General features: G+C 44.7%; 24 protein-coding genes and 1 tRNA gene. 19 read left to right on the top strand and 6 right to left on the bottom strand.

Going from position 1 to position 26,130, the window contains the following annotated elements; translation table 11 throughout:
• Positions 1 to 42: 42 nt before the first annotated feature.
• The 4 genes from INQ51_RS04925 (at position 43) to ahpF (ending at position 4,948) form a co-directional block, all read left to right on the top strand.
• Positions 43 to 669 carry a DUF5683 domain-containing protein gene (locus INQ51_RS04925; protein WP_233376766.1) on the top strand — a complete coding sequence of 209 codons (627 nt, stop codon included), beginning with the start codon at positions 43 to 45 and terminating at the stop codon, positions 667 to 669.
• A 1-nt stretch (position 670) separates the two neighbouring features.
• Positions 671 to 2,293 (top strand): lytic transglycosylase domain-containing protein, encoded by a 1,623-nt coding sequence (locus tag INQ51_RS04920; protein ID WP_233376765.1) that lies wholly within the window; start codon positions 671 to 673, stop codon positions 2,291 to 2,293.
• Between the two features lie 434 nt (positions 2,294 to 2,727).
• A complete protein-coding gene (gene ahpC, locus INQ51_RS04915) occupies positions 2,728 to 3,291 on the top strand; it encodes an alkyl hydroperoxide reductase subunit C (protein ID WP_233376764.1) in 564 nt (187 codons plus the stop codon).
• Positions 3,292 to 3,358: 67 nt separating this feature from the next.
• Positions 3,359 to 4,948: an alkyl hydroperoxide reductase subunit F gene (ahpF, locus tag INQ51_RS04910; protein WP_233376763.1), complete on the top strand. Its 1,590-nt coding sequence runs from the start codon at positions 3,359 to 3,361 to the stop codon at positions 4,946 to 4,948.
• A gap of 120 nt (positions 4,949 to 5,068) precedes the next feature.
• On the opposite strand, the gene INQ51_RS04905 is transcribed toward ahpF, so the two are convergent.
• A complete protein-coding gene (locus INQ51_RS04905; RefSeq protein ID WP_233376762.1) occupies positions 5,069 to 5,863 on the bottom strand; it encodes a hypothetical protein in 795 nt (264 codons plus the stop codon).
• Positions 5,864 to 5,938: 75 nt separating this feature from the next.
• On the opposite strand from INQ51_RS04905, the gene INQ51_RS04900 reads away from it, so the two are divergent.
• The 8 genes from INQ51_RS04900 to INQ51_RS04865 all read left to right on the top strand — a co-directional run bounded on the left by INQ51_RS04900 (position 5,939) and on the right by INQ51_RS04865 (position 12,309).
• Positions 5,939 to 6,454, top strand: coding sequence for a TrmH family RNA methyltransferase (locus tag INQ51_RS04900; RefSeq protein ID WP_233376761.1), 516 nt, complete (start codon positions 5,939 to 5,941; stop codon positions 6,452 to 6,454).
• 94 nt (positions 6,455 to 6,548) lie between these two features.
• Entirely contained in the window at positions 6,549 to 7,490 is a 942-nt protein-coding gene (locus INQ51_RS04895; protein ID WP_233376760.1) for a LysR substrate-binding domain-containing protein, read from the top strand.
• A gap of 131 nt (positions 7,491 to 7,621) precedes the next feature.
• Positions 7,622 to 7,702 (top strand) — tRNA-Leu (locus tag INQ51_RS04890).
• Positions 7,703 to 7,784: 82 nt separating this feature from the next.
• Complete coding sequence (gene tig, locus INQ51_RS04885) at positions 7,785 to 9,137, top strand: trigger factor (protein ID WP_233376759.1); 1,353 nt, start codon at positions 7,785 to 7,787, stop codon at positions 9,135 to 9,137.
• 132 nt (positions 9,138 to 9,269) lie between these two features.
• On the top strand, positions 9,270 to 9,947 hold the full coding sequence (clpP, locus tag INQ51_RS04880; RefSeq protein ID WP_262909852.1) for an ATP-dependent Clp endopeptidase proteolytic subunit ClpP: 678 nt from the start codon (positions 9,270 to 9,272) through the stop codon (positions 9,945 to 9,947).
• A 17-nt stretch (positions 9,948 to 9,964) separates the two neighbouring features.
• Positions 9,965 to 11,179, top strand: coding sequence for an ATP-dependent Clp protease ATP-binding subunit ClpX (clpX, locus tag INQ51_RS04875; RefSeq protein WP_410796191.1), 1,215 nt, complete (start codon positions 9,965 to 9,967; stop codon positions 11,177 to 11,179).
• A gap of 46 nt (positions 11,180 to 11,225) precedes the next feature.
• Complete coding sequence (locus INQ51_RS04870) at positions 11,226 to 11,792, top strand: molybdenum cofactor guanylyltransferase (RefSeq protein ID WP_233376757.1); 567 nt, start codon at positions 11,226 to 11,228, stop codon at positions 11,790 to 11,792.
• 70 nt (positions 11,793 to 11,862) lie between these two features.
• Positions 11,863 to 12,309, top strand: coding sequence for a hypothetical protein (locus INQ51_RS04865; RefSeq protein ID WP_233376756.1), 447 nt, complete (start codon positions 11,863 to 11,865; stop codon positions 12,307 to 12,309).
• Positions 12,310 to 12,432: 123 nt separating this feature from the next.
• Here the strand turns inward: INQ51_RS04865 and INQ51_RS04860 are convergent, their stop codons facing one another.
• Together INQ51_RS04860 and INQ51_RS04855 are read right to left on the bottom strand one after the other, a co-directional pair.
• Positions 12,433 to 15,132, bottom strand: a complete 2,700-nt coding sequence (locus tag INQ51_RS04860) for a hypothetical protein (protein ID WP_233376755.1) — start codon at positions 15,130 to 15,132, stop codon at positions 12,433 to 12,435.
• Between the two features lies 1 nt (position 15,133).
• On the bottom strand, positions 15,134 to 15,520 hold the full coding sequence (locus tag INQ51_RS04855) for a ubiquinol-cytochrome c reductase iron-sulfur subunit (protein ID WP_233376754.1): 387 nt from the start codon (positions 15,518 to 15,520) through the stop codon (positions 15,134 to 15,136).
• Between the two features lie 553 nt (positions 15,521 to 16,073).
• On the opposite strand from INQ51_RS04855, the gene INQ51_RS04850 reads away from it, so the two are divergent.
• From INQ51_RS04850 to INQ51_RS04820, 7 genes are all read left to right on the top strand, one after another.
• A complete protein-coding gene (locus INQ51_RS04850; RefSeq protein ID WP_233376753.1) occupies positions 16,074 to 18,329 on the top strand; it encodes a molybdopterin-dependent oxidoreductase in 2,256 nt (751 codons plus the stop codon).
• The gene (locus INQ51_RS04845; RefSeq protein WP_410796124.1) at positions 18,326 to 18,859 is read left to right on the top strand and encodes a 4Fe-4S dicluster domain-containing protein; all 534 of its coding nucleotides are present in this window, start codon (positions 18,326 to 18,328) and stop codon (positions 18,857 to 18,859) included. Before INQ51_RS04850 ends, INQ51_RS04845 begins: the two co-directional genes overlap by 4 nt.
• Before the next feature lie 19 nt (positions 18,860 to 18,878).
• Entirely contained in the window at positions 18,879 to 19,820 is a 942-nt protein-coding gene (gene nrfD, locus INQ51_RS04840) for an NrfD/PsrC family molybdoenzyme membrane anchor subunit (RefSeq protein ID WP_233376751.1), read from the top strand.
• Between the two features lie 19 nt (positions 19,821 to 19,839).
• Positions 19,840 to 20,376: a YeeE/YedE thiosulfate transporter family protein gene (locus INQ51_RS04835; protein WP_233376750.1), complete on the top strand. Its 537-nt coding sequence runs from the start codon at positions 19,840 to 19,842 to the stop codon at positions 20,374 to 20,376.
• A 116-nt stretch (positions 20,377 to 20,492) separates the two neighbouring features.
• Positions 20,493 to 21,095, top strand: coding sequence for a YeeE/YedE thiosulfate transporter family protein (locus tag INQ51_RS04830; protein ID WP_233376749.1), 603 nt, complete (start codon positions 20,493 to 20,495; stop codon positions 21,093 to 21,095).
• 4 nt (positions 21,096 to 21,099) lie between these two features.
• On the top strand, positions 21,100 to 21,711 hold the full coding sequence (locus tag INQ51_RS04825) for a rhodanese-like domain-containing protein (RefSeq protein WP_233376748.1): 612 nt from the start codon (positions 21,100 to 21,102) through the stop codon (positions 21,709 to 21,711).
• 24 nt (positions 21,712 to 21,735) lie between these two features.
• Positions 21,736 to 22,371, top strand: a complete 636-nt coding sequence (locus INQ51_RS04820; protein WP_233376747.1) for a rhodanese-like domain-containing protein — start codon at positions 21,736 to 21,738, stop codon at positions 22,369 to 22,371.
• A gap of 343 nt (positions 22,372 to 22,714) precedes the next feature.
• Here INQ51_RS04820 and INQ51_RS04815 read toward each other — a convergent pair whose 3' ends face one another.
• The 3 genes from INQ51_RS04815 to INQ51_RS04805 all read right to left on the bottom strand — a co-directional run bounded on the left by INQ51_RS04815 (position 22,715) and on the right by INQ51_RS04805 (position 25,636).
• On the bottom strand, positions 22,715 to 23,932 hold the full coding sequence (locus INQ51_RS04815; RefSeq protein WP_233376746.1) for a hypothetical protein: 1,218 nt from the start codon (positions 23,930 to 23,932) through the stop codon (positions 22,715 to 22,717).
• Between the two features lie 435 nt (positions 23,933 to 24,367).
• The gene (locus INQ51_RS04810) at positions 24,368 to 24,802 is read right to left on the bottom strand and encodes a hypothetical protein (protein ID WP_233376745.1); all 435 of its coding nucleotides are present in this window, start codon (positions 24,800 to 24,802) and stop codon (positions 24,368 to 24,370) included.
• Between the two features lie 186 nt (positions 24,803 to 24,988).
• Complete coding sequence (locus INQ51_RS04805; protein ID WP_233376744.1) at positions 24,989 to 25,636, bottom strand: hypothetical protein; 648 nt, start codon at positions 25,634 to 25,636, stop codon at positions 24,989 to 24,991.
• Positions 25,637 to 26,130: the final 494 nt, after the last annotated feature.

Genomic DNA, 26,130 nt, shown 5'->3' with positions numbered 1-26,130 from the left:
CATAACCTGTCGTATTTTCTATTTTTGCGCAAAATTAATCGAGTGAACGCAGGTAGTCTGATTTCAAAAATAGTAGTTGTTGTAACCCTGGTTTTCCTTAGTTTAGGGGCTGCTGCTCAAAAGCTTGAGGTCGACTCTACCCGTGTTATGCACATCGATGAAGAGAAAACCGAGGTAAAGCACTCGCCAACCAAAGCAACGATTTACTCTGCCATACTTCCAGGTCTGGGGCAGGCTTACAATAAAAAATACTGGAAAGTTCCGCTTGTATATGCGGGCTTGGGTACGATCGGTTATTTTGTTCACTGGAATAACGACAACTACAAGGTAATGAAACTGGCTTACCGCGACTTTACCGACACCGATCCGAATACAAATTCGTACCTCGATTTGAACGGTGCCCAGTATTACGACCTGGAAAACAGTGAAACCGACCGGGCCAACTTTAAAACCAACCTAACGCGGCAGCAGGATTATTACCGGCGAAACCGCGACCTCCTTATCATTAGTTTTGTTGGTTTTTATGGACTGAATATTATTGATGCCAGCGTGGATGCTCACTTTTTTGATTTCGACATAAGTGAAGATCTGACCATAAACTGGCAACCTACCATGAGTTCTTTTAACAATGTGCCTCTCTACGGCGTAAACCTATCATTTACATTCTAGCATGTTCCGATACATTATTACCAGCGCAATCATTATCCTGTATTTTTCTGTTAGTGCATTCGCGCAGGAACCCGACTCGCTGATCGTTGATTTTGACCTGGCGGCTGATACAACGCTGGTTGATTCGATGGCTTCCGACTCGATGCTAAAGGAGGAGATGAAGCTGGAGGACGATTTAAATGAGATTTTCTCCGAGCGTATGGACAGCCTGTTAAATTCGGCTGAGTTCAGAATGCGTTTTCATTTTGATAGTACGGAGGTACACTTTACGGATCAGTTTCCGACCAATATTCCCGATTCAGTATACATTCGCCGCCTGCAGGATGTGGAAATGGCCATTGATCTTTCCTATAACGATGTGGTGAAAAAGTACATCCAGATGTACACGGAACGCAAGCGGGGACTGGTGGAAGTCATGTTGGGCCTTTCTGCCTATTATTTTCCGATGTTTGAAGAGACGCTCGATAAATACGATATGCCGCTGGAGCTAAAATACCTGGCTATTATTGAGTCGGCGCTGAATCCAACTGCGCGGTCGCGTGCAGGCGCTGTTGGTTTGTGGCAGTTTATGTACGGAACCGCCAAAAGTATGAAACTGGAGGTTACGTCGTTTGTGGACGAGCGAAGCGACCCGGTTAAAGCAACAGATGCAGCTGCACGTTACCTGAAACGCCTGTACGACATTTATGGCGACTGGTACCTGGCCATTGCAGCATACAATTGTGGCCCCGGAAATGTGAACAAGGCAATTCGCCGCTCGGGCGGTAAAACAGATTACTGGGAGATTTATTACCGGCTTCCGCGCGAAACGCGTGGTTATGTGCCGGCTTTTATCGCGGCCACTTATTCGTTTGAATATTACAAAGAACATAACCTGATTCCGCAATACCCCAACTTTTCGCTTTCGGTTGATACCGTAATGGTAAATGATTATCTCCATTTTGACCAGGTAGTGGCTTCGCTTGAAATGGATAAAGAAGAGCTGGCGGCTTTGAACCCGATGTACCGCCGCAATGTAATCCCGGCCAAAGAGGATAAACCGTACCCGCTTATTCTCCCCAATAATAAACTGATGACGTTTATCGATAAAGACACAGCCGTTTTTTCGTACAATCGTGAAAAGTATTTTCCGAACAACACCCTGGTAAATCCTACCACCAGCAGTGGTAGTTATTTCACTCCGGTTGATATCAAAGGAAAAGACAAAGTGGTTTATACTGTTAAGTCGGGAGACAACGTGGGCTATATTTCATCGTGGTTTAAGGTGCGATCGTCCGACCTGCGGTATTGGAACAACATTCACCGCGATATGATTCGTGTGGGGCAAAAACTGGCCATTTATGTTCCGCAGGGACAAAAGGCAAATTACGACAAAATAAATATGATGTCGTTTGCCGAAAAACAGCAGTCAGTAGGGAAAAAGGTGCAGGTAGCCGAGAAAAAAACGGAGAGTCCACTTGATCCTGCTTATGTTTACCATACGGTAAGAAACGGGGATACGCTTTGGGAGATTGCCCAGAAATATGCCGGGATCAGTGCCGACGACATCATGCGGTTAAACAAGCTTTCCAACGATCGTGGTTTGTATGTTGGCCAAAAACTGAAGATTAAACTGAAGAGCTGATCTTGTGTCAGGTTTGCTTCGGGGATTATTAATATGTACAATAAACAATTTGGGACGATAGTCTTTTGTCCTTTTCCCATTTTAGATTTGGTTTGACATCAACCCGCTTTTTGTGGTGTCTATTTCAAGCATAATTTCCTTTCGTTAAAATTATTTTCCGGGAAAGAGCTTTCTCTGTCACCTGTTTTCCTCCCGGAAAAGATGACTTCCGGTAAACCTTAGTTTTTTAGGTATGATCTTTTATCTGTATTGAAAATCAGTTGATTGTACTTATGGTTAAATTGTTAGAATTGATGTGATTCTCAATGTCGATAGCTCCTATCTATAAATATCCTCTATTCCGAATAGAAATTATCTCTTTGATTGGTACCAAACGGCTTCCTATGTTTGTGCCCGAATTAAAGAAAAAACAAATAACACTAAAAAGAATAATTATGTCACAGATTGGAAAACAAGTAGTAGATTTTAAAGTGCAGGCTTTCGAAAACGGAAACTTCAAAGAAGTAAAAAAAGAGGATGTTTTGGGTAAATGGTCCGTTTTCTTCTTTTATCCGGCCGACTTTACTTTTGTTTGCCCTACTGAATTGGAAGACCTGGCTAATTTGTACGGAGAATTCAAAGCAAGAAATTGCGAAATCTATTCGGTTTCAACCGATACACACTTTGTTCACAAAGCATGGCACGATACTTCCAACACCATCAAAAAGATCAAATACCCGATGTTGGCCGACCCAACAGGTGTTCTGTCAAGAGGTTTTGATGTGATGATCGAAGAAGCCGGTTTGGCAGAACGCGGAACATTCATCGTAAATCCTGAGGGAGAAATTGCAGCTTACGAAGTAGTAGCCGGAAACATTGGCCGTAATGCAGACGAATTGCTGCGCCGCCTGAAAGCACTGCAGTTTGTTGCCGAAAATCCGTCGGAAGTTTGTCCTGCAAAATGGAACGAAGGAAGCGAAACTCTGAAACCAAGCATCGACCTGGTAGGAGTGATTTAATGACAAGATTTTAATTTATCATAGGGGAGGGCAGCTCAATGTGTTCCTCCCCTTTTTTTAAAACGCCATGTTAGAACAAGCCTTAAAAGACCAGGTAAAAGGGATTTTTTCCGGTCTGAAAAACAATTATACTTTTAATATTGAAGCAGCTCCCGCTCATCCGGCCCGTACCGAAATGGTGGAACTTTTAACGGACGTTGCTTCCTGTTCAGAAAAACTCAATGTTCAGATTTCAGAAAGCGAAGGACTCTCATTTTCCATCCTGCAGAACGGCGAGAAGGTAAATTCGATTGTATTTCGGGCAGTGCCGAACGGACACGAGTTTACAACTTTGCTGCTGGCTGTTTTAAACATGGATGGCATTGGAAAGAACCTTCCGGATGCGATGATGATCAACCGCATTAAAGCCTTGAAAAATCCGGTGACGGTAAAAAGTTACATTTCGCTTACCTGCACCAATTGTCCCGAAGTAGTGCAGGCGCTTAATATTGTTTCGATTTTTAATCCGATCATTTCGCACGAGATCATCGATGGCGGAATCAACAAAGAGGAAGTCGAAAAGCTAGGTATCCAGGCGGTACCAACAGTTATGTCCGAAGGCAAAGCGTTGCACGTAGGTCGTTCGTCGTTGGGAGAACTGCTGGGGAAAATAGAAGCACTGAGCGGAACAGAGCCGTTGGTAGAATCGATTGTTGAAAAAAGCTACGATGTAATTGTGGCGGGTGGTGGTCCTGCCGGTGTTTCGGCCGCTATTTATTCGGCCCGAAAAGGTTTTTCGGTAGCCATTGTGGCGGAAAAAGTAGGAGGACAGGTTACCGAAACGGTTGCCATCGAAAACATGATTTCGGTACCCAAAACAACGGGTGCCCAGTTAACAGCTAACCTGAAACAACATTTGGGAGATTATCCGATTGATGTTTTGGAAAACCGTTTGATCAAAGAAACAAAGGTGGTTGACGGGATAAAAGTGGTGAAAACCTCGTTGGGAGAAACGCTGAGTGCGCCTGCATTGATCATTGCCACAGGGGCTAGCTGGAGGAAACTGAATGTGCCCGGCGAAAGTCAGTACATTGGCTCGGGGGTGGCTTTCTGTACGCATTGTGATGGCCCGTTTTATAAGGGTAAAAAAGTGGCCGTTATCGGCGGTGGTAATTCCGGTCTGGAGGCCGCCATTGACCTTGCTGCGATCGCTACAGAAGTGACAGTTCTTGAGTTTATGAATGAACTGAAGGGCGACAAAGTGCTTCAAGATAAACTGGCCGAACTACCAAATGTGAAAGTGATTACTTCGGCACAGACCACCGAAGTAATTGGTGACGGGACAAAGGTAACGGGGCTTGATTTCAAAAACAGAAAAACAAAAGAAACAGAAACATTAACGGTTGACGGCGTTTTCGTTCAGATCGGATTGATAGCCAACAGCGCTGTTTTTGCCGATGTGGCAGACCGGAACAGGGCAGGTGAAATCGTAATCGATGCACATTGCCGCACTACACAGCCCGGAGTTTACGCTGCGGGTGATGTAACCGAAGTGCCGTTTAAACAGATTATAATTGCGATGGGTGAAGGCTCGAAAGCCGCACTCTCAGCTTTTGAAGACAAAATAAAAGGACAACTTCTTGGAGTGGTCCTCGAGGAGGCAGAGTTGAGTTCCTGATTCTCTCTGCAGAGAGCGAAGGGTGAAGGTGTTTTGCGTACAGCAAGCACCTTTTTTTGTGTTGTGCTGCCCGTTCTTTATCTGTTCCGTTTTGCCCGGAAATGAATGTTGGGTTGAAAATTACTGGATATTCAGCTTTTTATGCAAAGCCGAAACTTCTGCTTCGAGCCGGGTACGTGCTTTGATGGCTTTTGAAAGGGCAAGTGCATCGCGAACAGCCTCTTTGTCGTATTTCTCCAGGATAATGTAGTAGTATTCGTTCCCCAGGAAAACGGCTTTCAGGTTGCGGTCAACATGTTGTGCGATAAATTCAATCACACCGTTGTCCTTCCCGTTGCGGTAAGAAACTTTTTCCCACTTGGCTTCCATAAAATCGCTGCGGTGGTTGTCAGGGCTACCCATCGGGATGGTATCTGTTTTGGCGTCTTCTCCACTGTCGTAAACCCTGATTCCGGTATGGTCGAGCCAGTTTTCGCCATGGTAGTTGCTGCTCAGGTATAAATCGCCCCGTTCGTCGAGGTGAACTTGTATGTATGAACGATCCCAGGCACGCTGGAAAGTCTGGCGTTTGTGAATGTATTGTGTGTAACGGTCAAACTCCGTTTTCTCTTTTACAAAATTCTTTTCCAGTTCGGTAATACGCACTTTAATGGTATCCAGTTCCGACTCTTTTCTTTGCAGCACTTCAAAGCGAACTTCGTTTGCCAGGTTTTTGGCGGCATTGACCGAATACATAGCCTTGGGATACAAACCCGGGATGCTATCCATGGTTAGCAAAGCCTTTGCAGTATCCTGCTGAACCAGCAGATTTTTTACCTGCTCCATTTTTACACGGGCAAGATCTTCCTCAGACGGGCCACATGCCGAAACAAAAAACAAGAGTGCAACGATGATGTATTGAAATGCTTGTCTCATACTTACCTTTTTGGCAAATGTAGTATTTTAGCCGCAGTTCGACGAATGATAAAACATTTTTAACCATCCTTGAAGATGAATACCAATGCAGTAGATTTTTTCAAAAATAACCCGGTTGACAACGAACATTCCGATACCAAACTGATCATTGCTGCGTGGCAGTTAAAAAATCCGGATAACATGGGGAAAATAATCCGGCTGGCGCACAATGTGGGGGCTGAGCAGGTACTGTTTATTCAGGGGAACGAGCAGCAGCGTGAATCAAAAATACGCAGGACAGCCGGTTTTTCATACGACCAAATGCCTTGGCAGGTTATTTCCGAAGAAGAATTTACGACAGAATACCTGGAGAATTATTCGCTGACCGTTTTGGAAACCTGTGACGGGGCTTCCAATGTTTTTACACAAACAATTCCGGGAAAAACCATTTTACTGGGTGGAAGCGAGTCGCACGGGCTTCCGGAGCACATCATCAAAAAAAGCGAATGCAAAGTATTTATCCCCATGCACGGCGGCTGTAAATCGATGAATATTTCCAATGCACTGTCGGTAGCGGCCTTTGAATGGCTTCGGCAACAGTACTATAAATAAGCGGATTTAGCATTTACTTTACAATATCCATTTTGGGGCGATGTATTCCCTGATTTTATAGATTTTTTCTAATTTTAGCAAAAATCAACGCGCCATGATCACTTTAACTCAGTTGGAATATGTAGTTGCGGTGGATACCTACCGGCATTTTGGCAAAGCAGCCGAAGCCTGTTTTATTACGCAGCCAACCCTTTCCATGCAAATTAAAAAGCTCGAAGAAGATATGGAGATCATTATCTTCGACCGAAGTAAACAACCGCTGATACCAACCGATATCGGTGTGCGGATCATCGAGCAGGCAAGGGTAGTATTAAAGCAGGCCGACGAAATCAACAACATTGTAAAAGACCATAAAAACCAGGTTTCCGGAATGTTGCGGATTGGTATTATTCCCACACTGGCACCTTATCTTTTGCCTATTTTTATCGGAGCTTACAAAAAGAAGTACCCGAATATTTTCATCAAGGTAGTAGAGGCAACCACCGAAAATATCGTACAGCTCATCAACAAAGATTTAATTGATGTAGGTATTTTGGTTACTCCTTTAAAAGAAGAGAAGATCATTGAAAAACCGGTTTTCTACGAAGAAATGCTGATTTATGCGAATGCCAACCATAAGTTGCATACGCAAAAAGAGATAACCGTGAAGGATATTGCTACTCCCGAGATTTGGCTGCTGAGCGACGGACACTGTTTCCGCGACCAAGTGGTAAATCTTTGCTCGTACCTAGGGACAACCGACAGCCAACTGCCGTTCCATTTCGAAGCAGGATCGCTCGAAACGCTGATGAACATTGTTGACAGAGAAGGAGGCCTTACCTTGATTCCTGAACTGGCGAAAGCAACCATGTCGCAAAAACGGGCTTACAATGTAATGAGCTTTACTAACATGAAGCCGTTGCGGGAAGTTAGCCTTGTGTATTCGCGGCATTTTGCCAAACACAAGTTGATCAATCTGTTGTTAAACGAAATGCGGGAAGTAGTGCCTAAAGAGTTGCAAGACCCGTCGCGCGGAACGATTGTGGAATGGAAGTAAACAGCTTTTGAGTAGACACCGTTGAAAAACAAATGCGGGAGCCTATCTAAAAGCAGCGAAATAAGATTTTTATTAAAAAGCGCAAAAGGTATTGGAAAATAAAATTTTTGTTTACCTTTGCGCCGCTAAATGCGGATGTGGCGGAATTGGTAGACGCGCTAGACTTAGGATCTAGTACCTACGGTGTGGGGGTTCGAGTCCCTTCATCCGCACAAAAATACCGCCGACCTTCCTGTTTAGGTAAGAGTTGGCGGTTTTAGTTTATAGGAAAGCAATAAATTTAAGTAAGAACAAATGAATATTACCAGGGAAAACATCGACAATGTAAATGCAGTGATCAACATTGCCATTGAAAAAGCCGATTACGAAAAACAAGTGGCGGATGTTTTGAAAGACTATCGTCAAAAAGCTTCCATCCCGGGATTCAGACCAGGAAAAGCACCTAAAGGGCTTATCCAGAAAAGATTCGGAACTGCTGTTTTGGTAGAAGAAGTAAACAAATTGCTTTCTCAGAATTTGTCGAAATTCCTGGTGGATGAAAAACTTCCAATTCTGGGAGAACCGCTTCCGAACGAAGAAAAACAGGCTCCGATCAATTGGGAAACGGATGAGAATTTCACGTTTACTTTCGACGTTGCTTTGGCTCCCGAAGTAAATGTTTCGTTGGACAAAGACAACAAACTGAAGTATTATAAAATTGCTGTTTCGGATGAAATGATTCAGCAACAGGAAGAAATGGCTGCCAATCAGTTGGGTGAAAACGTTCCGGCAGAAGAAGCAAACGAAACCAGTTCTGTTCGCGGAAACTTTGTGCAGGTTGATGCTGAAGGAAACGACGTGGAAGGTGGCATTGCTCCGGAAGGCGTGATCCTGGCAGTTGACCGAATCAAAGACGAAGAGATCAAAAAATCGTTTGTTGGTTGCAAGAAAGAAGACATCATTATTTTCGATCCGGTAAAAGCTTTCGACAATCGTCACGAAGTAGGTCACATGCTTAACATCAAGCATGAAGAGGCTGACGAGCTGAACAGCGAATTCAAATTCACGGTAACCGAAGTACTTCAGTTCCAGAAAGCTGAACTGAACGAAGAGCTTTTCAAAAAGCTTTACGGTGAAGAGACCGAAGTAAAAACGATCGAAGATTTCAGAGCAAGAATCAAAGAAGAGATTGCCAGAAGTTTGGTAAGTTCGTCAGAATATAAATTTGCAATGGATACCCGCGACAGTTTGGTAGAACAGGCTAACCTTGAGTTGCCTGAAGCTTTCCTGAAACGTTGGTTGAAAGAAGTAAACAAAGAACTGACAGAAGAGCAGATCGACCAGGATTTCGACGGTTTTATGAAAGACCTGCAATGGCAGCTGATCAAAGATTCGATTGCCAAAGAAGGTGAAGTGAAAATAACACCTGAAGAAGCCGAAGATTTTGCCAAAAATATCGCATTGGCGCAATACCAGCAATACGGTATCTACGATGTTCCGGAAGAACAACTGGAGTCGTTCGCCAAAATGATGCTTGAAAAACCGGAAGAGAACGAGCGTATTTACAAAAAACTTCACGAAGACAAAGTAATCGCGATCGTAAAAGAAAAGGTTACTGTTGAAGAGGAAGAAATCTCACAGGAAGAGTTTACAAAAATGATGCAATAGGCGAATTCAGCCTGTTTCACATCGAGGAAATATAGCTCCTGCGAAAAGGTAAGAGCAAAGAACTTTTTTATAACTTTGTGAATCGTTTAAAATAACTGATTTGCAAAGTTTTTTTATTAAGTGAATTATACAATGGAAAACCACAACGAATTTAAAAAATATGCAACCGGTCATGCAGGAATCAGCAGCATGACTTTGCACCGGTATACTTCGATGTACGGAGCCTATATCTCTCCAACCATTATTGAAGAACGTCAGTTGAACGTAGCTTCGATGGATGTGTTCTCGCGTTTGATGATGGATCGTATTATCTTTTTGGGTGTTCCGATCGACGACACAGTGGCCAACATTATCCAGGCTCAGCTGCTGTTCCTCGAATCAACCGACCCCAGCAAGGATATTCAGATCTACTTTAATTCGCCCGGAGGTTCGGTATATGCCGGTTTGGGTATTTACGATACCATGCAATACATTACAGCCGATGTGGCCACCATTTGTACCGGTATGGCAGCGTCGATGGCCGCGGTGTTGATGACCGCCGGAGCCAAAGGAAAACGTTCGGCGCTGAAGCATTCGCGGATCATGATCCACCAGCCGATGGGAGGTGCCCAGGGACAGGCTTCAGATATTGAGATTACTGCACGCGAAATCAAAAAGATCAAGAATGAACTGTACTCCATTATTGCAGAACATTCGGGACAAACTTTTGAGCAGATTGAAAAAGATTCAGACCGTGATTACTGGATGACTGCCGAAGAGGCCGTTGAATACGGTATGATCGACGAAATTTTGGTACGTAACAGGAAATAATGTCAAATAGTAAAAATATGGACAAGTGCTCGTTTTGCGGACGGGAGAAGAATGAGGTGAATTTACTCATTGCTGGGATCGACGGGCATATTTGTGACCGGTGTGCTGATCAGGCGCACTCTATTATTCTGGAAGAACTCAAAAGCAACGACAGCTTTGACCTGGACGGGATTCAGTTGATGAAGCCAAAGGAAATCAAGGAATTTCTGGATCAGTATGTGATTGGACAGGACCGCGCCAAGAAAATTCTTTCGGTTTCGGTGTACAACCACTACAAACGATTGACACAGCACGTTAGCGACGACGATACAGAGATTGAGAAATCCAACATCATTCTGGTAGGTGAAACCGGTACGGGAAAAACCCTGCTGGCGCGAACCATTGCCCGGATGTTGCATGTTCCGTTCACCATTGTGGATGCCACGGTATTAACCGAAGCAGGTTATGTGGGTGAAGACATCGAAAGTTTGCTGACCCGTTTGTTGCAGGCCTCGGATTATAACGTGGAAGCGGCTGAGCGCGGAATCGTATTTGTGGATGAGATCGACAAGATCGCCCGCAAATCGGATAATCCTTCGATCACGCGCGATGTGTCAGGCGAAGGTGTTCAGCAAGGTCTGCTGAAGCTGTTGGAAGGATCGATCGTAAACGTTCCGCCACAGGGAGGGAGGAAACATCCGGAGCAGAAACTGATTCCGGTAGACACCAAGAATATCCTCTTTATTTGCGGTGGCGCTTTCGACGGGATTGAGCGCAAAATCGCCAATCGTTTAAATACAAAAGTGATTGGATATAGCGCCGCCAAGGAGACCGACCGTATCGAACGGGAAAACCTGTTGCAGTATGTTTCGCCACAGGACCTGAAATCGTTTGGTATGATTCCGGAGATCATTGGCCGTTTGCCCGTGTTGGCTTACCTCGATCCGCTGGATAAAGACACGCTGCGGAACATTCTTACCGAGCCCAAAAACTCGATCATTAAGCAGTACAAAAAGTTGTTTGAGATCGACGGTATTAAAATCGAATTTGAGCCGGATGCCCTGGACTACATTGTAGAAAAGGCCATCGAGTTTAAACTGGGGGCCCGCGGACTTCGTTCCATTTGCGAGAACATCATGAACGATGCGATGTTTGACATGCCTTCGGAAGAAGTGGAACATTTCGTGATCACAAAAGAGTATGCCGCAGATAAGCTGGATAAGTCGAGTTTACAGCGATTAAGAGCTAGTTAATATACACAGCCCTGGCAGTTTTGTCAGGGCTTTTTGTTTTAAAAGGATGCAAATCACAGCCATCATTCTTACCGGGGGAAAAAGCAGCCGCATGGGAACCGACAAAGCACTGCTTGAGTTAGACGGCAAAACACTTTTGTCGCGTGCTGTTGACTTGTGCTCGAAGGTTTGTGATGAAATCCTGATTAGTTCTGATGCTGAAGAACACCGGGTTGGTTCACATCGCCTCGTCGCTGACGAGGTAAAAGATTGTGGCCCCATGGGAGGCATTTATTCCTGCCTGAATGAATCTTCTAACCAGTGGAACTTTGTGTTAAGTGTGGATTCTCCTTTTGTTACTGCTGATTTTATTGAATTTCTAAAAAGCGAAATCAGTGATTTTGATGCCGTTGTCCCTCTCCACGACGGGAAGAAGGAGCCTCTGATCGCCTTTTACCGCAAGAGTATTCTTCCGCAAATCGAAGCCAAAATCGGAGAGGGTAATTACAAATTGCATTTTCTGCTACAGGAAATCAACACCCATTTTGTTGAATCGGACGCATGGGTAAAAAAATATACTGAGTTGTTCCGAAACCTGAACTATCCGGAAGATATAAGTAACACTATGTTATAAAACCAGTGATTTCAGGAAAATAAAAACTACTTTCAAACCATCCAAATAAACAATCTAATTCAATAAATTTATGAAACTCAAATCACTCATTTTATTCGCTGTAATTTTTACGCTTTTCAGCTTTAAAAGCGATAAAACAAAACTGAATGGAACATGGAAACTTATCAGCATGGAATTAGTTCGAAACGGGCAAAGTCGAATCGCCATTCAGGATCAAGCCAATGGAGGACAACTCAAAACCTGGTCGGATAAGTATTTTATGTTTGTTGGCAAAAGCACGAATGGTCCGCAAACTATAAATAATTATGGAGGAGGGACTTACGATTTGTCTGGACATGTTTATACAGAAGAAGTCCTCTATCACAATGTCCCTAACTTTCTGGGTAGAAAAGTGCAACAGTATCTTGAAATTAAGGGAGACACGCTTTACCAGGTTTACCTGTTTTCTCCACTTGATAAAGATGGTAATTATGATAAAAATAACTGCAACATCGAAAAATACGTTCGAGTTGATTAAAGGGACGTTTCTTGTTTTTGCCTGAAACACCTTGTCCATTATAAACTGATCGACCTTGGAGAATCAAAAATCTTCAAGGTTTTTTATGGAATACGTTGAATGTAAAACTCACTTCAATTGATATTATTTCCATTCAGGAAGGATGCACTGCTGACTCCGGGTTTTGAGAAGTTCATCAAAATGATTCAGGCTTCGTTGCATTACTGCTGAGTTTTCGTCGTGGCAGGTAAGGCAGGCTCCCACCGTAAGAATGCGCTGCTGTTGTTGCTCGTCGAAGGGGAAAAGATCGGAGCGGGTGGCCACCTTTTCTGTGCGGGTTTTCAGGAAGTCTATCCAGGCATCGGCCGGTAGTCCGTCGTGCAGATCGGCTGCATATTGTGAGCTGAATTCCCAGGTTCCTTTTCCGTTTTTAACGACATAGTTAAGCTCGCCTTCTCCGTAACCCAGTGCCACCGGGTTGTTGTGGCAACTTACACAATTCCTTCCCTTGGCGGAGGTGGTGTGCGGCGAAGTGGGGGCATACAATCGATGAAAAATCTCGGGATCGTTTTCGTTGCCCGTGTACGATTTCATGTCAATGGTCATAATCATTCCCGGAATAACCGGAACGACTTCTGTTTTATCTTTTGATTTCCGAATTCCCAGTGTTGGCAGTTTAGCCTCGTACTGCCCGATGTATTCCACCCACGTACCTTTCTGCTCGCGGTTTTCAATCATGTTGTATCCGCGCTCATTGGTTTCATAGGCATTGTGGCAGCCGATACAGGTTGGCGCCCACGAGGTGTGGCAGCTGGAGCAGGTGAGGCTGGAATGTGCCTCGTTTCGGGAGCAAACAGCTGCCGGTGCCCGCATGGTCATTTTGTTGCCACTGTTTTTGGTAATGAAATACACCGAGTCGTTTTCGACATACGTATTAATCAAAGCCCGCTTGTGTTTTTCGGTCAGCAGTAATTTTTTGCCTGCAATATTGCCAAAACGAAGCGCCGCAATAATGGCCGATTCATTGTCAAGGTCTTCCGCTGCAATGGTTCGGGGTTCGCCGTCGATGTGGCAATCCGAGCACTGAACATCCTGCTGGTTTTCCTGGTGCGCGTAATGATTCCCATCGCCCATCAGCTCGTACGAATGATGGCAGTCGATGCATTCCAGTCCGAGTTTGTGGTGCACATCTTCCTGCTTTTTCACAAACACCCGTTCACCTTCAATAAGCCGGTAATGGGCCGAGTCGGGCATTTCTTTTTTGGTAAGTGTTGTTTCGTGCCAGCCTTCGTAGTTGGTGGAAATACGGCCCGAACGGCTGTGGCAGCCAAAGCAGTGGTTGTTTGTAACTTTCAGGCTTACTTCGGGATGTGCCCGCATGATTTCTCCCTTGTTTTCTGCCAGTTCTTTTTCTGCCTCCGGACTGTAATTTAAATGACAGGCCAGGCATCCTCCTCCGCGGCTGAACTCGTTTACAGGGCCCGGTTCGGTTTTCGGGTTTCCCAGGTGGCAGCGTACGCACAGATTCCGAAGATGCTCGTCGGCAGCTGAATTCCCCAACTGGCTGACATGTGCGGGTTCATCAGGAGTATCCTGTTCATTAAAAACAAAACGGTTTACACTGATCATCCCGCTTAAAGTAGCCATTAGTCCGGTAGGAACCCGCTCCGTGATTTGCGGATGACACTGCGTGGTGCCACACGATTGTTGGGCGGTTGCCAGGTTCCCCGGAATAAGGATCATGTTTCGGTGCGACTGTTCTTTTCCGGTGGCAAAAGGATTTCCCGCATGACAGGAAATACAGCCGATTGCTTCGGCCCGGTGTGAATCTGTAAAACCGTGTGTCCCGGTGTGGCAGGCCAGGCAGCTTTCTTTTCTTCCCTGAATAATCGGAGATGCAAGCGCTTCATTCAGTTCAAATTCGGGCGAAAAATTAACGGCGGGTGTCCGGAAGTTATGAAGTACTTCAAATTTGTATTCCTGGCTCCACGGGGTAGTCCATTTCCAGTTTTGCCCCCTGAAAAACAGCCCGACAATAGTGAGCGCAGAATACAAACCCACAAAAATGAGCAGCGAGCGTTTGCTGAGGAACATGGTTTTGCCTTTTGCGGAATTGGCCAGGTAAACCAGTATAAGAACTGCCAAAAACATAAACAGCGACCACTCAGGATGCTTGAGCCAATGCAGTATTTCCTGGAATCCGACAAAATACCACGGTCCTTTTACCGCAGGATTCAGGTTGTCGTGCAGGGGGGCACTCAGAAAGTAGCTGAAAATAAGAAGCCCTGCTGAAGAGGCCACAAAATCGAGCACCGGGGGCCAGAATTTCCGGCCGTGTTCTACCATCGCAATGGCAATGAAAACTGTGAAGGTGGCGATGTGGTGCACATAAATCAGCTGGTAGCTTTCGGGGGCACCTAAAAGTGAAAACGCCAGCGATTGCCCGATCAGGGGAAGACGTTCGGTGAGCGTTTGCAATATTTGCCGGGCCTGCTGGCTGTCGGCATCGCCTTTCAGAAGAAATCCGGTGATCATGGCCAGAAAAATGATCAGGACTGCAAGGCTCAAACGAAAGGAGAGTCCTTTTTTAAGTCCGATCTTTTCCTTGTAGTGATAGTGTTCGTAAAGGTGTATAAAACTGAAAATAAGGAAAAACTGGGAGCTCCAGTAATGGTAGTTCCGGATAAACGAAGCCCACGGGTTTACCACCATCATATTGCTGATGCTCAGGTACGGATCTTTTACGTCAAAAGGAATGGCCAAAGCAACACCCGAAAGAACCACCAGCCAAAACATGGCCAGCGACAAAGTGCCAAAAGTTGTTTTATTTTTCTTTTTGCTCATTTCAGGCTCCGATTATTATGTTTTGCCCGTCTTCGGATAGCTGCGAAGGAAGCACTTCCAGATTTTTGTAGGCGGGCCCCTTTAGCACTTTCCCTTGCAGGTCGTATTCCGAACCGTGACAGGGACACACCAAACGGTCGCCTTCGGTTTTGTCGATCTTGCATCCGAGGTGGGTGCAATGAGCCGAAAAAACAGTGGTGGCATTGTTTTTCGTAACAATAATGTACTGGTCGGCAAAAAAGACTTCCTTGTTTTTCGTAAACGGAACCGTGCTTTTTTGTTGTTTGATGGTTTTCAGATGGTAGAGGGTTAGCTTGTTCCAGATGAACACAAAAAAAGCAACAATTCCGGCCAATGCGATTTTCAAGAATGTTCTCCTGTCGTTCATCTCTTACGATTTTTTTGTCGGTTATTTCCTGCTTTTCTTTCAGGTGGATTATGCCATCGGTTTGGCAAATATGAGATAATTTGGAATAATTTGAAACCGACATTTCTTTTTTATGTTATCTAATATTCTTTCCGGAAGGCTACTGTCTCTTTGCTGTTGGGTGTTTGAATGCATTTTCCAATGAACTTATGTCGGTTGCAGTTTTTATTTAGACTCTGTATTCAATGTATCATTTGTTCTTAATTAATACTAAAAAGTATTTTATTGAAATAAGTCAGAGTTATTTGATGATTCTTTTATTGATTTGCTAATCAGTTTATTGTCATTTATGTTGGTGATCATATGTGTTTAATAGCATTCTTTCTTGTAGCTGTTCTAATTTGCTTATTTTTAATGTTTTCAAATTGACAATTGACAGCTTTCTAATACAAAAACCTTTTTATATTTGCCATCATATCTAAAAATACAACTATTTAGATATGGATATTAACTAATTGATGAAATAGATGAACGGCAAGCATGTTTGCCTTCTTACCATAAAAATATTTCACGCATGAAGACAAGACGGGATTTTCTCAAAATTTCAGCAGTTGGAACCGGAGCTGCGGCTCTCAGCATAAAGGCTTTTGGTTCGAACGGATTTGGTCTGTTCAAATCAGAAACCGAAGGGCCGGTGAGCGACGAAGATCTGACACCGTATCCGACCTACTGCGAAGTGTGTTTCTGGAAATGTGCAGCCTGGGCATATGTTGACAAAAGTGGCCGTATCCGGAAAGTGATCGGGAACAAAAATGATCCGCACTGCAACGGTCGTTTGTGTCCGCGTGGTACCGGCGGGGTTGGAATGGTTTACGATGAAGACCGTTTGAAGACGCCGCTGATCCGGGAAACAAAAAAAGACGGCAGTCAGTATTTCCGGGAAGCAAGCTGGGAAGAAGCGCTGGATTTGGTAGCCGTGAAAATGAAGGAAGTTAAGGAAAAGTACGGACCGGAAGCGTTTGGCTTGTTTAACCACGGAACTCCGGGGGGACATTTTCACCATCTTCTGCGTGCCTATGGTTCTGAAACCAATGCAGAGCCGGCTTTTGCCAATTGCCGCGGACCGCGTTCATCAGCTTATTTTTCCACTTTCGGCGCCTACATTGGTTCGCCTGAATCGACCGATATTCGCGATACACGCTGCCTGGTGTTGATCGGGTCGCACCTGGGTGAGAACATGCATAACTCGCAGGTGCAGGAGATGTCGGATGCGATTGATAACGGTGCGGCTATCATTACAGTCGATCCCCGCTTTTCAACCGCTGCAGCTCATTCCAGTTACTGGCTTCCGATTAAGCCGGCTACGGATATTGCCCTGCTGATGGCATGGATTCATGTGTTGATTTATGAAGGACTTTACAACAAGGAATTTGTTGAGAAATATACGTTTGGCTTTGAATACCTGAAAGAGCATGTTAAAAACATGACTCCCGAATGGGCTTACGGAATTACCACCATTGAGCCGGAGCAAATTCGCAAAACGGCCCGTGAAATGGCGGGTGCAGCACCGGCGGTCGTGATCCATCCCGGAAGACATGTGGTTTGGTACGGCGACGATACTCAACGCGAAAGAGCGATGGCCATACTTACTGCATTGTTGGGAGCATGGGGGAAACGCGGTGGTTTGTATTTGCCGGAGGGGATTTCGGTTCCGCATTTTCCGCAGCCAAAATACCCGGAGCCGGAATGGACCTGGAAAGATCTGAACTACGGGAAGTATCCTCTGGCAACCATGGGGATTACCACCGAATTACTGAAAGCATCGATTCCGCGATACAACTACGAACACCAGGTAAAAGCCTGGCTGGTGGCCGGAACAAACCTGCCGCTATCGATGCCGGATAAGCCCTTGTTTAAAGAAGCAGCCGCTTCGGTGGAATTTATCGCGGTAATGGACACCATGCCAATGGACATCACGGGTTATGCCGATGTGGTGCTTCCGGAAGCTACTTACCTGGAGCGTTACGATGTTATTCGTTCGGCGCCCAACAGGGAACCCAACATTGCGTTGCGTATGCCGGCCATTGAGCCAAAATACGATACCAAACCGGGATGGTGGATTGCCAAACATATCGGTGAACGCCTCGGTTTGCACGATTACTTTAACTACGATGATTATGCAGAAGTGATCGACTGGCAGCTGAAAAAGCTGGGAACATCGCTCGAAGAGATGAAAAAAGTCGGTCTGAAGAAATTCCCGAGAAAGAGCGGTCCGTTATACTTGGGCGACGGAGAGGACTTCACTTTCAATACAAATACAGGAAAAGTGGAATTGTACTCTACCGATTTTGCCGACCATGGGTTCGACGCGCTTCCAAAATATACGAAACATCCGGAGCCACCACAGAATTTCTATCGACTGATTTACGGCCGTGCGCCGATGCACACCTTTAGCCGTACGTCGAATAACCCGAACCTCTCGGATTTAATGAGTGAAAACAGTGTTTGGGTTAATCCAAAAGTGGCTGATTTGTGGGGACTGAAAAAGGACCAGGAGGTTTGGTTGAAGAACCAGGACGGACACATTACCTCGTTCCCTGTTAAAGTGCGCGTCACCGAACGAATTCGCTGGGATTCGGTTTACATGGTCCACGGTTTTGGGCACAAAAACAAAAAACTGTCACGTGCATTCGGGCGTGGAGCAAGCGATACCGAAATGATTACCAACGTGGCCGTTGACCCGGTAATGGGCGGAACCGGAATGAGAGGAAACTTTATAACATTTTTAACAGAAGATCCTGCACTGGAAGGAAAGGAGGTTAAAGCATGAGATATGCAATGGCAATTGACACAAAAAAATGTGTCGGGTGTGGCGACTGTGTAGTGGCCTGTCAAACAGAAAATAATGTGCCTCACGGCTACTGTCGCGACTGGATTGTTGAAAGCGTTGACGGAACTTATCCGAGCCTTAGCCTGGAATTCCGTTCCGAGCGGTGTAACCATTGCGATAATGCTCCCTGTGTGCGTTGTTGTCCAACGGGGGCGAGCCACATTGAGGAAGGTGGAATTGTAGCGGTAACGCACCATAAATGTATTGGTTGCGGAGCCTGTATTCAATCGTGCCCGTACGATGCACGTTATTCGCACCCGGATGGATATGTGGATAAGTGTACCTTCTGTCTGCACCGTGTTCAGAAGGGGCAGAGCCCTGCCTGTGTGGATGTATGTCCTACCAGGTGTCTGCACTTTGGTGACCTGGATGATCCAAACAGCGGTGTTTCACTGGCTATCAAAGACCGCAAATGGAAAGTGCTGGCGCCCGAGGCCGGTACAAAACCTCAATTGTATTTTCTTACCTAACCGATAAAATTGACAAAACATGAAGGAAGAATTATTTGTAAGTGGACGTAATATTCCGAATATTGATCCATACCTCAATATCTGGCATTGGCAAATTCCTCTTTATTTGTTTTTAGGAGGTTTGGCAGCCGGTATTCTTTTCTTTGCCGGATTTTATGTGGTTCGCGGAAAAGAAAAACAGATGCAGGCAACCGTAAAATGGGCGCCCATTATTGCACCCATCGCACTGGTGCTGGGATTATTTGCCTTGTTTCTCGACTTAAAACACAAACTGTTTTTCTGGCAGTTGTATACAACCGTAAGGCTGGAATCTCCGATGAGCTGGGGAGCCTGGACCCTCATGATTATTTCACCTCTTTCTTTTATCTGGGTGGCCAGTTACATGAAAGAATTGGTTCCCGGTTGGAACTGGAAGTTCAATTTTCTGGAACAGTTTGAAGCCTGGGTGATCAAAAACCGGGAGTATTTTGCCTGGGCAATGATGATCTACGCCATTATTCTTGGGGTGTATACCGGTATTTTGTTGTCGGCCTTTAACGCCCGCCCGCTCTGGAATACTTCTATTTTGGGACCTTTGTTCCTGGTGTCCGGATTTTCAACGGGTTTGGCAACCATCATCTGGATAAGCAAAGACGAAAAAGAACGCAAGAAACTGAGCCGTATCGATTTGATCCTTATTGTGATCGAGCTTTTTTTGATCGTCCATCTTTTTATGGGCTTTAAAGCCGGCTCGCAAACTGCCATCGAAGCGGCCAACCTGTTTTTGGGCGGACCATTTACCGTAAGTTTCTGGGTGTTTGTGGTGATCCTGGGTTTAATTTTCCCTGCCGTTTTGGAAGTGCTTGAACTCCGCGGATTTCATGTGCCCAAATGGTTGCCACCGGTAATGATCCTGGTGGGCGGATTGATGTTCCGTTTTATCATGGTGGAAGCCGGTCAGATCACTCGTTATTTGTACTAAATCAAAAAATATCATAGGCATGAACGTAAATAATACCATCGATAATCAACCCAAATACATCAATCCATACCTGGGTGGTGTTTTGCTGGGCTTGTTGATTCTTTTAACGGTTTACATAACAGGCCGAGGGCTCGGAGCCAGCGGCGCGGTAAAGAGTGCAGTAGTAACTACCTCAAACACGATTGCACCATCGGCCACAAAAGCCAATAATTACATGAGCCAGTTTGTGAGCGACGACCGTTCTCCGATGTACACCTGGCTGGTGTTTGAAACGCTTGGAGTGTTGGTGGGCGGATTGCTGTCGGGGCTGCTTTTCGGACGTGTTAAAAAGTTCAGAACGGATCACGGGCCGAACATTACCAGCAGAAAACGTTTGATATGGGCCGTAATTGGCGGTGCCTTGTTTGGGCTGGGCAGCCAGTTTGGAAGAGGATGTACCAGCGGGGCAGCTTTAAGCGGAACAGCAACTTTTGCCCTGGGAGGGGTGATTGTGATGTTCTCGATTTTTGGAACCGGGTACATCATCGCTTACTTCTTTAGAAAATTGTGGATTTAGAAAGTGGACAGTTTGTAGTCGCAGTTGACAGGATGTAGTTCACAATAAGAATTTACTGGAAACTGAGACTGAGAACTGAGACTGAATTAATAACAGAATATTCAAAAAATTAAAATATGGGACCATTAATTCCTAACGGTATAATAGGCGGAGGCTGGGATTTCGTAATCGCTCTTTTGATCGGGATCGCTTTCGGGTTCATTCTTGAAGCGTCAGGGTTTTCGTCGTCACGAAACCTCGCCGGTGTGTTTTATGGCTATAACTTCTTAGTGTTGCGCGTATTTTTTACGGCACTGATTGTTGCCATGGTTGGCATTATGTATTTCGATTACCTCGGATGGCTCGACCTGTCCAAAATATTTATACTTCCCACCTACCTGGGCCCCATGATTGTTGGGGGAGTTATCATGGGTTTTGGCTTTATCCTGGGCGGCTATTGTCCCGGAACCAGCTTTACCGGTTTGGCAATCGGCAAACTCGATGCCTTGTTTTTTACCATTGGCCTGTACCTTGGCATTCTGGTTTTCTCGCTGGCTTTCCCGCTTTTTGAGGACTTTTACAGCAGCGGCTCGCTCGGAAACATCACGCTTACCGAGTTGACCGGAATTCCGGCATCGTACTTTGCCCTGGCATTTACGGTGGTGGCACTGGCCGCTTTCTGGGGAACCATGTTGATTGAAAAACGTGTTCGTAAGAATATGAAACAATATAAATTCTAGGAAAATGAACAGAAATTATATTTTTCTTACCCTGCTGATGCTTGTACTTGCTGTCGGAACTGTGTTTCTGACAATGGACGACGAGCCCAACCAGGTTGATCCCGAAATCCTGTTACAGGAAATTATTCAGCCAACCCGGTATGTTAGCACCGACCAGGTGGCAAAAATGATCATCCAGGGAGACCCTTCCCTGATGCTGATCGATGTACGGAGCGAAGATGATTTTCAGGGTTATTCCTTGCCGCACTCCATTAATATCCCGTTGGATAGCTTGCTGACAGCCGACAATCTTTCGTATTTCGGAATTCCGGGAACCAAAGTGGTGTTTGTTTCCGACGACGATATCAGGGCCGACCAAATGTGGGTACTAACCAAACGGCTGGGCTACAAGGGAACCTACGTTATGCGCGGCGGGCTGAACTGCTGGATGCAGACCATTATTGAGCCGAAGCAGCCTTCTGACGATGCATCGTATGCCGACATGGAAACCTACTCGTTCAGAAAAGGAGCCCAGATCTACTTTACAGGTGCCGAAGAAGAAACTTCGGACGACTCGAAAGTGGAAGTACAGGTGCAAAAAAGAGAGAAGACCAATGTAGCCTTAGGGGGTTGTTAATTAAAACCGTAAAAAACTATTACCATGCATATACATGAATTAAATCCGTGGAGAACGCTTATCGCTCTTTCTGCTTTTGTGGTTCTTCTGATCATTGGTTTCCTAACCATGCAGAAGCCCTTAATGGCTTACCAGTTAACGATGGACGAAAGCATCAGGGAACTCACCGAGTCTGAGCTGTATTTCTATCCCTGGGACCTGGAGGCTGTGATCGCCAAGGAAGCCGATACGATCATTCTTTTTGATATTCGCGACCGGTTTGTTTTTGGACAGGGACATATTCCGGGAGCCGAAAACCTGTCGGCCAACGATCTGACCAAAGAGGAAAACATAGAGCGTTTGGAAGAGCTGAAGGAAAAGGGTTTTACGGTGGTGCTGTACGGCCAGGATGAACTGCAGGGCAACGGCCCGCTCATGCTGTTCCGCCAGGTAGGATTCAGCAACGTTAAGTTACTGCTGGGTGGATACAATTATTACTTTCAGCACAAAGATGATCTGTATTCTACGGTTGATGACGATGGGTATTTGAAAGGATTTGCACGTTTTGATTATGCTGAAATGGCTGCCCCTAAAGAAGGCGCTCTTAACAGTGGTGCAGAAAAGAAAGAAGTTCAGGTGCAGCGCCGCGAAAAAACAAACGTGGCTGCCGGAGGTTGCTAAAAAACCATACAAGTATATATTTTCGGAAAGTCCCGGTGAGTTTTTTACCGGGATTTTTTTGATTAAGCTGAAAAGAAATTGCGCGCTGATTACGCAGATTAGCGCTGAATGATTCCAAATTTTAAACTTTGGAAAAGATGAAACTCATCAGTGAGTGGAGTTTGCTACTTCTTTATCAGACCTTTAAGGTTTTCGAAACCTTGAAGGTCTTGTAACAATTAACACTGAAACCACTGTCTTAACTTTTTTCAGCCTTGCCGGTTGAGGCACAATTTACAAAATCGCGCCAGCGGTGAGGTGAACTTTATAAATACATGTCTGCATCAGACGAACAGTGCCCGGGTTATTCTATGAGACAATATTTCAGAAAATTATCGGCTATACTCCTATGTTCCTTTTCTTCTTCTTCAAGGAAATTAACCGCCTTACTGAATAACCCGCTACATCCTGCATTCCTGAAAATCAATTGCAGTTCCTCGTTTTCTTCCATATCGGTTTTTTGAAACGTGCTTAGCCGGTCGATATTCCAGTATTTCATATCTATTTTCGATAGTCCGGTTAAATCTTTTAGTTTTTCACCCTCGGGAGTTGCCTGATTGGTAAGAAGCAAGAATGTTTTTATCAACAAAACATTGTCTGCTATTTCGACCAATAAATAGCCCAATTTGGTTTGGGCATATACATAATCAACAAGTATTTTTCCCCGAAAGAATGTAATAACCGGGTTTTGAAAAGAAAGATATACATACAGCTCCACACAATCGCGACTGAGTGTATCTATCCGTTCTCTTAGCCTGTTTATGGCGTGCGTTTGAATGTAAACAGGAATATCGATATTATTAAATGCCGTTGGCTTTTCGAACAATGAACGCTTAACAGACACCCATTCAGGATGAATCATGTAATAAGCATAAGAACCAACCCGGAATGCAGGCCGGGTATGTCCATCAATCCGAAATTTCTTTTGCTCACAGGGATATGCGTTAAGTTCAAACTCCAGTCCTTTTATACGTCCCGAGTTGTCGCTGATAATTTGCGGTTTTACATGTGACTGAAACTTATTCAGCTCCGATGCCATCATCGAAAAAGTACTGCAAAAAGCAAATAAGTGCGATCTGAAATCAGTTTCTGCCTGTACAATATCCAACCGCTCTTTCATAAGGGTATAAGCCTCCTGCATTTCCGGTTCTTCCTGCTCGGCAAGCCAAGTCTGCAAAACATGCAAACTCAGTCCGTAAGTATAAAACTCTTTTATCGACATAGTATAGTCGCCCTTTTTTATGGTTACTTTGGTTTGTTGCGCTTCCTTATCAATCGTCTGTTTTAGTAGTTTTATGTCGCTGTTGCTTAAACACGAGCAATTACCCTGGCGTATTTTTAACGAGCTGTCTTTAATAGAATATAATGCTTGCATAACCGTTGGTGTGAGCACGCGGTAAACCTGCCCGCAACCACTTTCAATAAAAATATGTTGTATATGCCTGAGAAAATGATTTCGTTTTTCAGCCTCCAGTTGTTTCCTGTTGCAGTTTGTTTTTTTCTTTTTTCGTATTCGGCTCATGGGTTCGGGTTTGAGTTTTATTACTATTTGGGTGACTCGGGAGTTGTGCGATATTTTAATTATGAACGGAACGCGATACAATCGTGCACCAGCGAGCGTTGTAAAGAAGTTGCCCGCTGATTAGGCTGATTAATGCAGAACGATTTTCGGGTTCAGCGCTTGGTCACCATTCCAATAATCCCGGAGGGATTGTATGTTTATAGCACCCGGGTCCCATCAGTAACGGTGCGACTCCCGTCGGAGTCGAATTGCCCTTTGAACATGTTTGCTGCTATAAACATTCGAATCCGCTGGATTCCGGGCACCAGGCTTTTCCAAAGTTTTAAACTTTGCGAAAGATGATAGATGCCCCTTCCCGTGCAATTTTATCGCGTGTTTTTTTATGAACGGAACGCAATGAAATCGCGCACCAGCGAGGTTAGCTGTAGGCTTAATTTATCCAAGGTTTATAGTTACTCTATTGTAGGGAATACCATTTTGTTTAATTTCCACATCAAATTTGATGTTGTCCCACCCTTTACCCGTATCTGTTGTGAAACTGATACTTGAAGCTTCAACTGCAATAGGGTTCTGTTTTATTCTGTAATTACAGTTACTTAACTTTATCCAATCACATTTAACGGCAGTTCCATTTTCATTCACTATCGAAACAGTGACAGCCCAATTTGAATATTTGATTGCTCCTCTTAAGTCTCTAGTCTCTCGCCACTTTCTATGATTCCCTGTTGTTTTTATAGTTAAACTCTGCAGTTTAATTGCTTCTGGTTTGAATATTTCAAACTCCATCTCTTCGGGAGCGAATTGATTTTCATCTAATAATTGCTCTAATTTTTCAATTCTTAATTCTAAATCTTGAAGTTGTTTTTCCATTGTTTTTGATTTTACGTTTTTAAGCTTATCGCTAATTAATTTGTATATAAAGAAAGACCTTCTTATAAATACCATATTGAGATGTACTGAAAGGTCTTACCTCTTTTATTATTCTTATTAATTTCCTCAAGAAAAGGCCCGGAAAACCGGGCCCATTCATTTATTAACCTTTAAAACTATCGGGAATTATCGGTCCACGATAACCCGCGCAGCGAGATACCCGTTGTAAAACCCCGGGTCGCGCCGTTTAAAAATGCTCATTACTTTGTCGAGTTGGTTGTTCAATATTTGGTCGGCCTCTTCAAAAAGTAATTCCAGGCCTTTGGTAGCTTCTACCGACGCCACCTGGTAGGCCCGTGGCTGGCCGTTAATTGCCAGAAATTCATCTAAATCGGTTTTTAAACTTTCCACTTGTTCGGCAGTAACACCGTATTCGGCCGTTAAAACTTCCATGTTTTCTTCGGCGGCCGCTATTATGGCTTGCACTGCCGGACCAAAGTCAGCGTTGCGCATCTTGTACAAATCAGAGTAGGTGGCGCTCATTTTAACCCTGAGTTTTTCGTCGCCGGTAACCAGTGCAAAGGCTTCAAGGCTATCGTTCAGGATATCGGCTTTTTGTGCCACCACACTTTTAATTTGTGTTTTGCTTTTACCCAAAAATACCTGTGCCTGCTGTTGGGCATACTGCACCGTTTCGATTTGGGCAATTACTGCCGAAAACTGATTTTTAAACTCGCCAACTTTTGGGATGGATGCCCAAAGAGCCGACTTACTGTCGAGGCACGACGATACTGTATCGTACATCTCTTTTTTGTTAATTTGGATTTTGTTCATGGTTTGAGAATTTTGGAATGATACTACTAGTTAGCACTTTATGAGATAAAAAGCAAATTTGTGCCAAAAATAATTTCTTGATCTCAGGCACCTGTTTCTTAACTCAAGGCGGTTATTTCCGAACCAAAAGCAGTCATTTCCTGAGTTGCAGTGGTCATTTCCCGAGGTAGATAGGTTATTTCTCGACATGAAGTGCTTATTTCCTGACCTGCAGGAGGTATTTCTCAAGTCAGAGCGCTTATTTCCCGACTCGCAGCAGGTATTTCTCGAGTTAGAGCGGTTATTTCTCAAGTTGAAATGGTCATTTCCTGAGTTGAGGTGGTTCTTTCTCAGGTTGAAGCGATTAGGTTTGAGGGTAATGGAGAGTGTTCAACAAGCAGTGTCAATTGTATTTTGCCCGAAGCTTGTAGTTCAGAGTTTAGTGTTCAGAGTTGCGCTCTTTGCCCTTTGCTCCATGCTCTTCGCTCCAAGCTTCCTGAAAGAGTTGGCTTCGC

This window comes from Maribellus sp. CM-23 (genome assembly GCF_021354595.1).
Classification (GTDB): Bacteria; Bacteroidota; Bacteroidia; order Bacteroidales; family Prolixibacteraceae; genus Draconibacterium.
This window is presented reverse-complemented; position numbering and strand designations above follow the sequence as displayed.

Excerpts from the sequence above, each read along its gene's own strand:
- ahpF (WP_233376763.1), top strand. The coding sequence starts at position 3,359 with ATGTTAGAACAAGCCTTAAAAGACCAGGTAAAAGGGATTTTTTCCGGT.
- ahpC (WP_233376764.1), top strand. The coding sequence starts at position 2,728 with ATGTCACAGATTGGAAAACAAGTAGTAGATTTTAAAGTGCAGGCTTTC.
- INQ51_RS04825 (WP_233376748.1), top strand. The coding sequence starts at position 21,100 with ATGAACAGAAATTATATTTTTCTTACCCTGCTGATGCTTGTACTTGCT.
- INQ51_RS04865 (WP_233376756.1), top strand. The coding sequence starts at position 11,863 with ATGAAACTCAAATCACTCATTTTATTCGCTGTAATTTTTACGCTTTTC.
- INQ51_RS04870 (WP_233376757.1), top strand. The coding sequence starts at position 11,226 with ATGCAAATCACAGCCATCATTCTTACCGGGGGAAAAAGCAGCCGCATG.
- INQ51_RS04905 (WP_233376762.1), bottom strand. The coding sequence starts at position 5,863 with ATGAGACAAGCATTTCAATACATCATCGTTGCACTCTTGTTTTTTGTT.
- clpP (WP_262909852.1), top strand. The coding sequence starts at position 9,270 with ATGGAAAACCACAACGAATTTAAAAAATATGCAACCGGTCATGCAGGA.
- nrfD (WP_233376751.1), top strand. The coding sequence starts at position 18,879 with ATGAAGGAAGAATTATTTGTAAGTGGACGTAATATTCCGAATATTGAT.
- tig (WP_233376759.1), top strand. The coding sequence starts at position 7,785 with ATGAATATTACCAGGGAAAACATCGACAATGTAAATGCAGTGATCAAC.
- INQ51_RS04855 (WP_233376754.1), bottom strand. The coding sequence starts at position 15,520 with ATGAACGACAGGAGAACATTCTTGAAAATCGCATTGGCCGGAATTGTT.
- INQ51_RS04845 (WP_410796124.1), top strand. The coding sequence starts at position 18,326 with ATGAGATATGCAATGGCAATTGACACAAAAAAATGTGTCGGGTGTGGC.
- INQ51_RS04815 (WP_233376746.1), bottom strand. The coding sequence starts at position 23,932 with ATGAGCCGAATACGAAAAAAGAAAAAAACAAACTGCAACAGGAAACAA.
- INQ51_RS04920 (WP_233376765.1), top strand. The coding sequence starts at position 671 with ATGTTCCGATACATTATTACCAGCGCAATCATTATCCTGTATTTTTCT.
- INQ51_RS04820 (WP_233376747.1), top strand. The coding sequence starts at position 21,736 with ATGCATATACATGAATTAAATCCGTGGAGAACGCTTATCGCTCTTTCT.
- clpX (WP_410796191.1), top strand. The coding sequence starts at position 9,965 with ATGGACAAGTGCTCGTTTTGCGGACGGGAGAAGAATGAGGTGAATTTA.
- INQ51_RS04860 (WP_233376755.1), bottom strand. The coding sequence starts at position 15,132 with ATGAGCAAAAAGAAAAATAAAACAACTTTTGGCACTTTGTCGCTGGCC.
- INQ51_RS04835 (WP_233376750.1), top strand. The coding sequence starts at position 19,840 with ATGAACGTAAATAATACCATCGATAATCAACCCAAATACATCAATCCA.
- INQ51_RS04850 (WP_233376753.1), top strand. The coding sequence starts at position 16,074 with ATGAAGACAAGACGGGATTTTCTCAAAATTTCAGCAGTTGGAACCGGA.
- INQ51_RS04895 (WP_233376760.1), top strand. The coding sequence starts at position 6,549 with ATGATCACTTTAACTCAGTTGGAATATGTAGTTGCGGTGGATACCTAC.
- INQ51_RS04810 (WP_233376745.1), bottom strand. The coding sequence starts at position 24,802 with ATGGAAAAACAACTTCAAGATTTAGAATTAAGAATTGAAAAATTAGAG.
- INQ51_RS04805 (WP_233376744.1), bottom strand. The coding sequence starts at position 25,636 with ATGAACAAAATCCAAATTAACAAAAAAGAGATGTACGATACAGTATCG.
- INQ51_RS04830 (WP_233376749.1), top strand. The coding sequence starts at position 20,493 with ATGGGACCATTAATTCCTAACGGTATAATAGGCGGAGGCTGGGATTTC.
- INQ51_RS04900 (WP_233376761.1), top strand. The coding sequence starts at position 5,939 with ATGAATACCAATGCAGTAGATTTTTTCAAAAATAACCCGGTTGACAAC.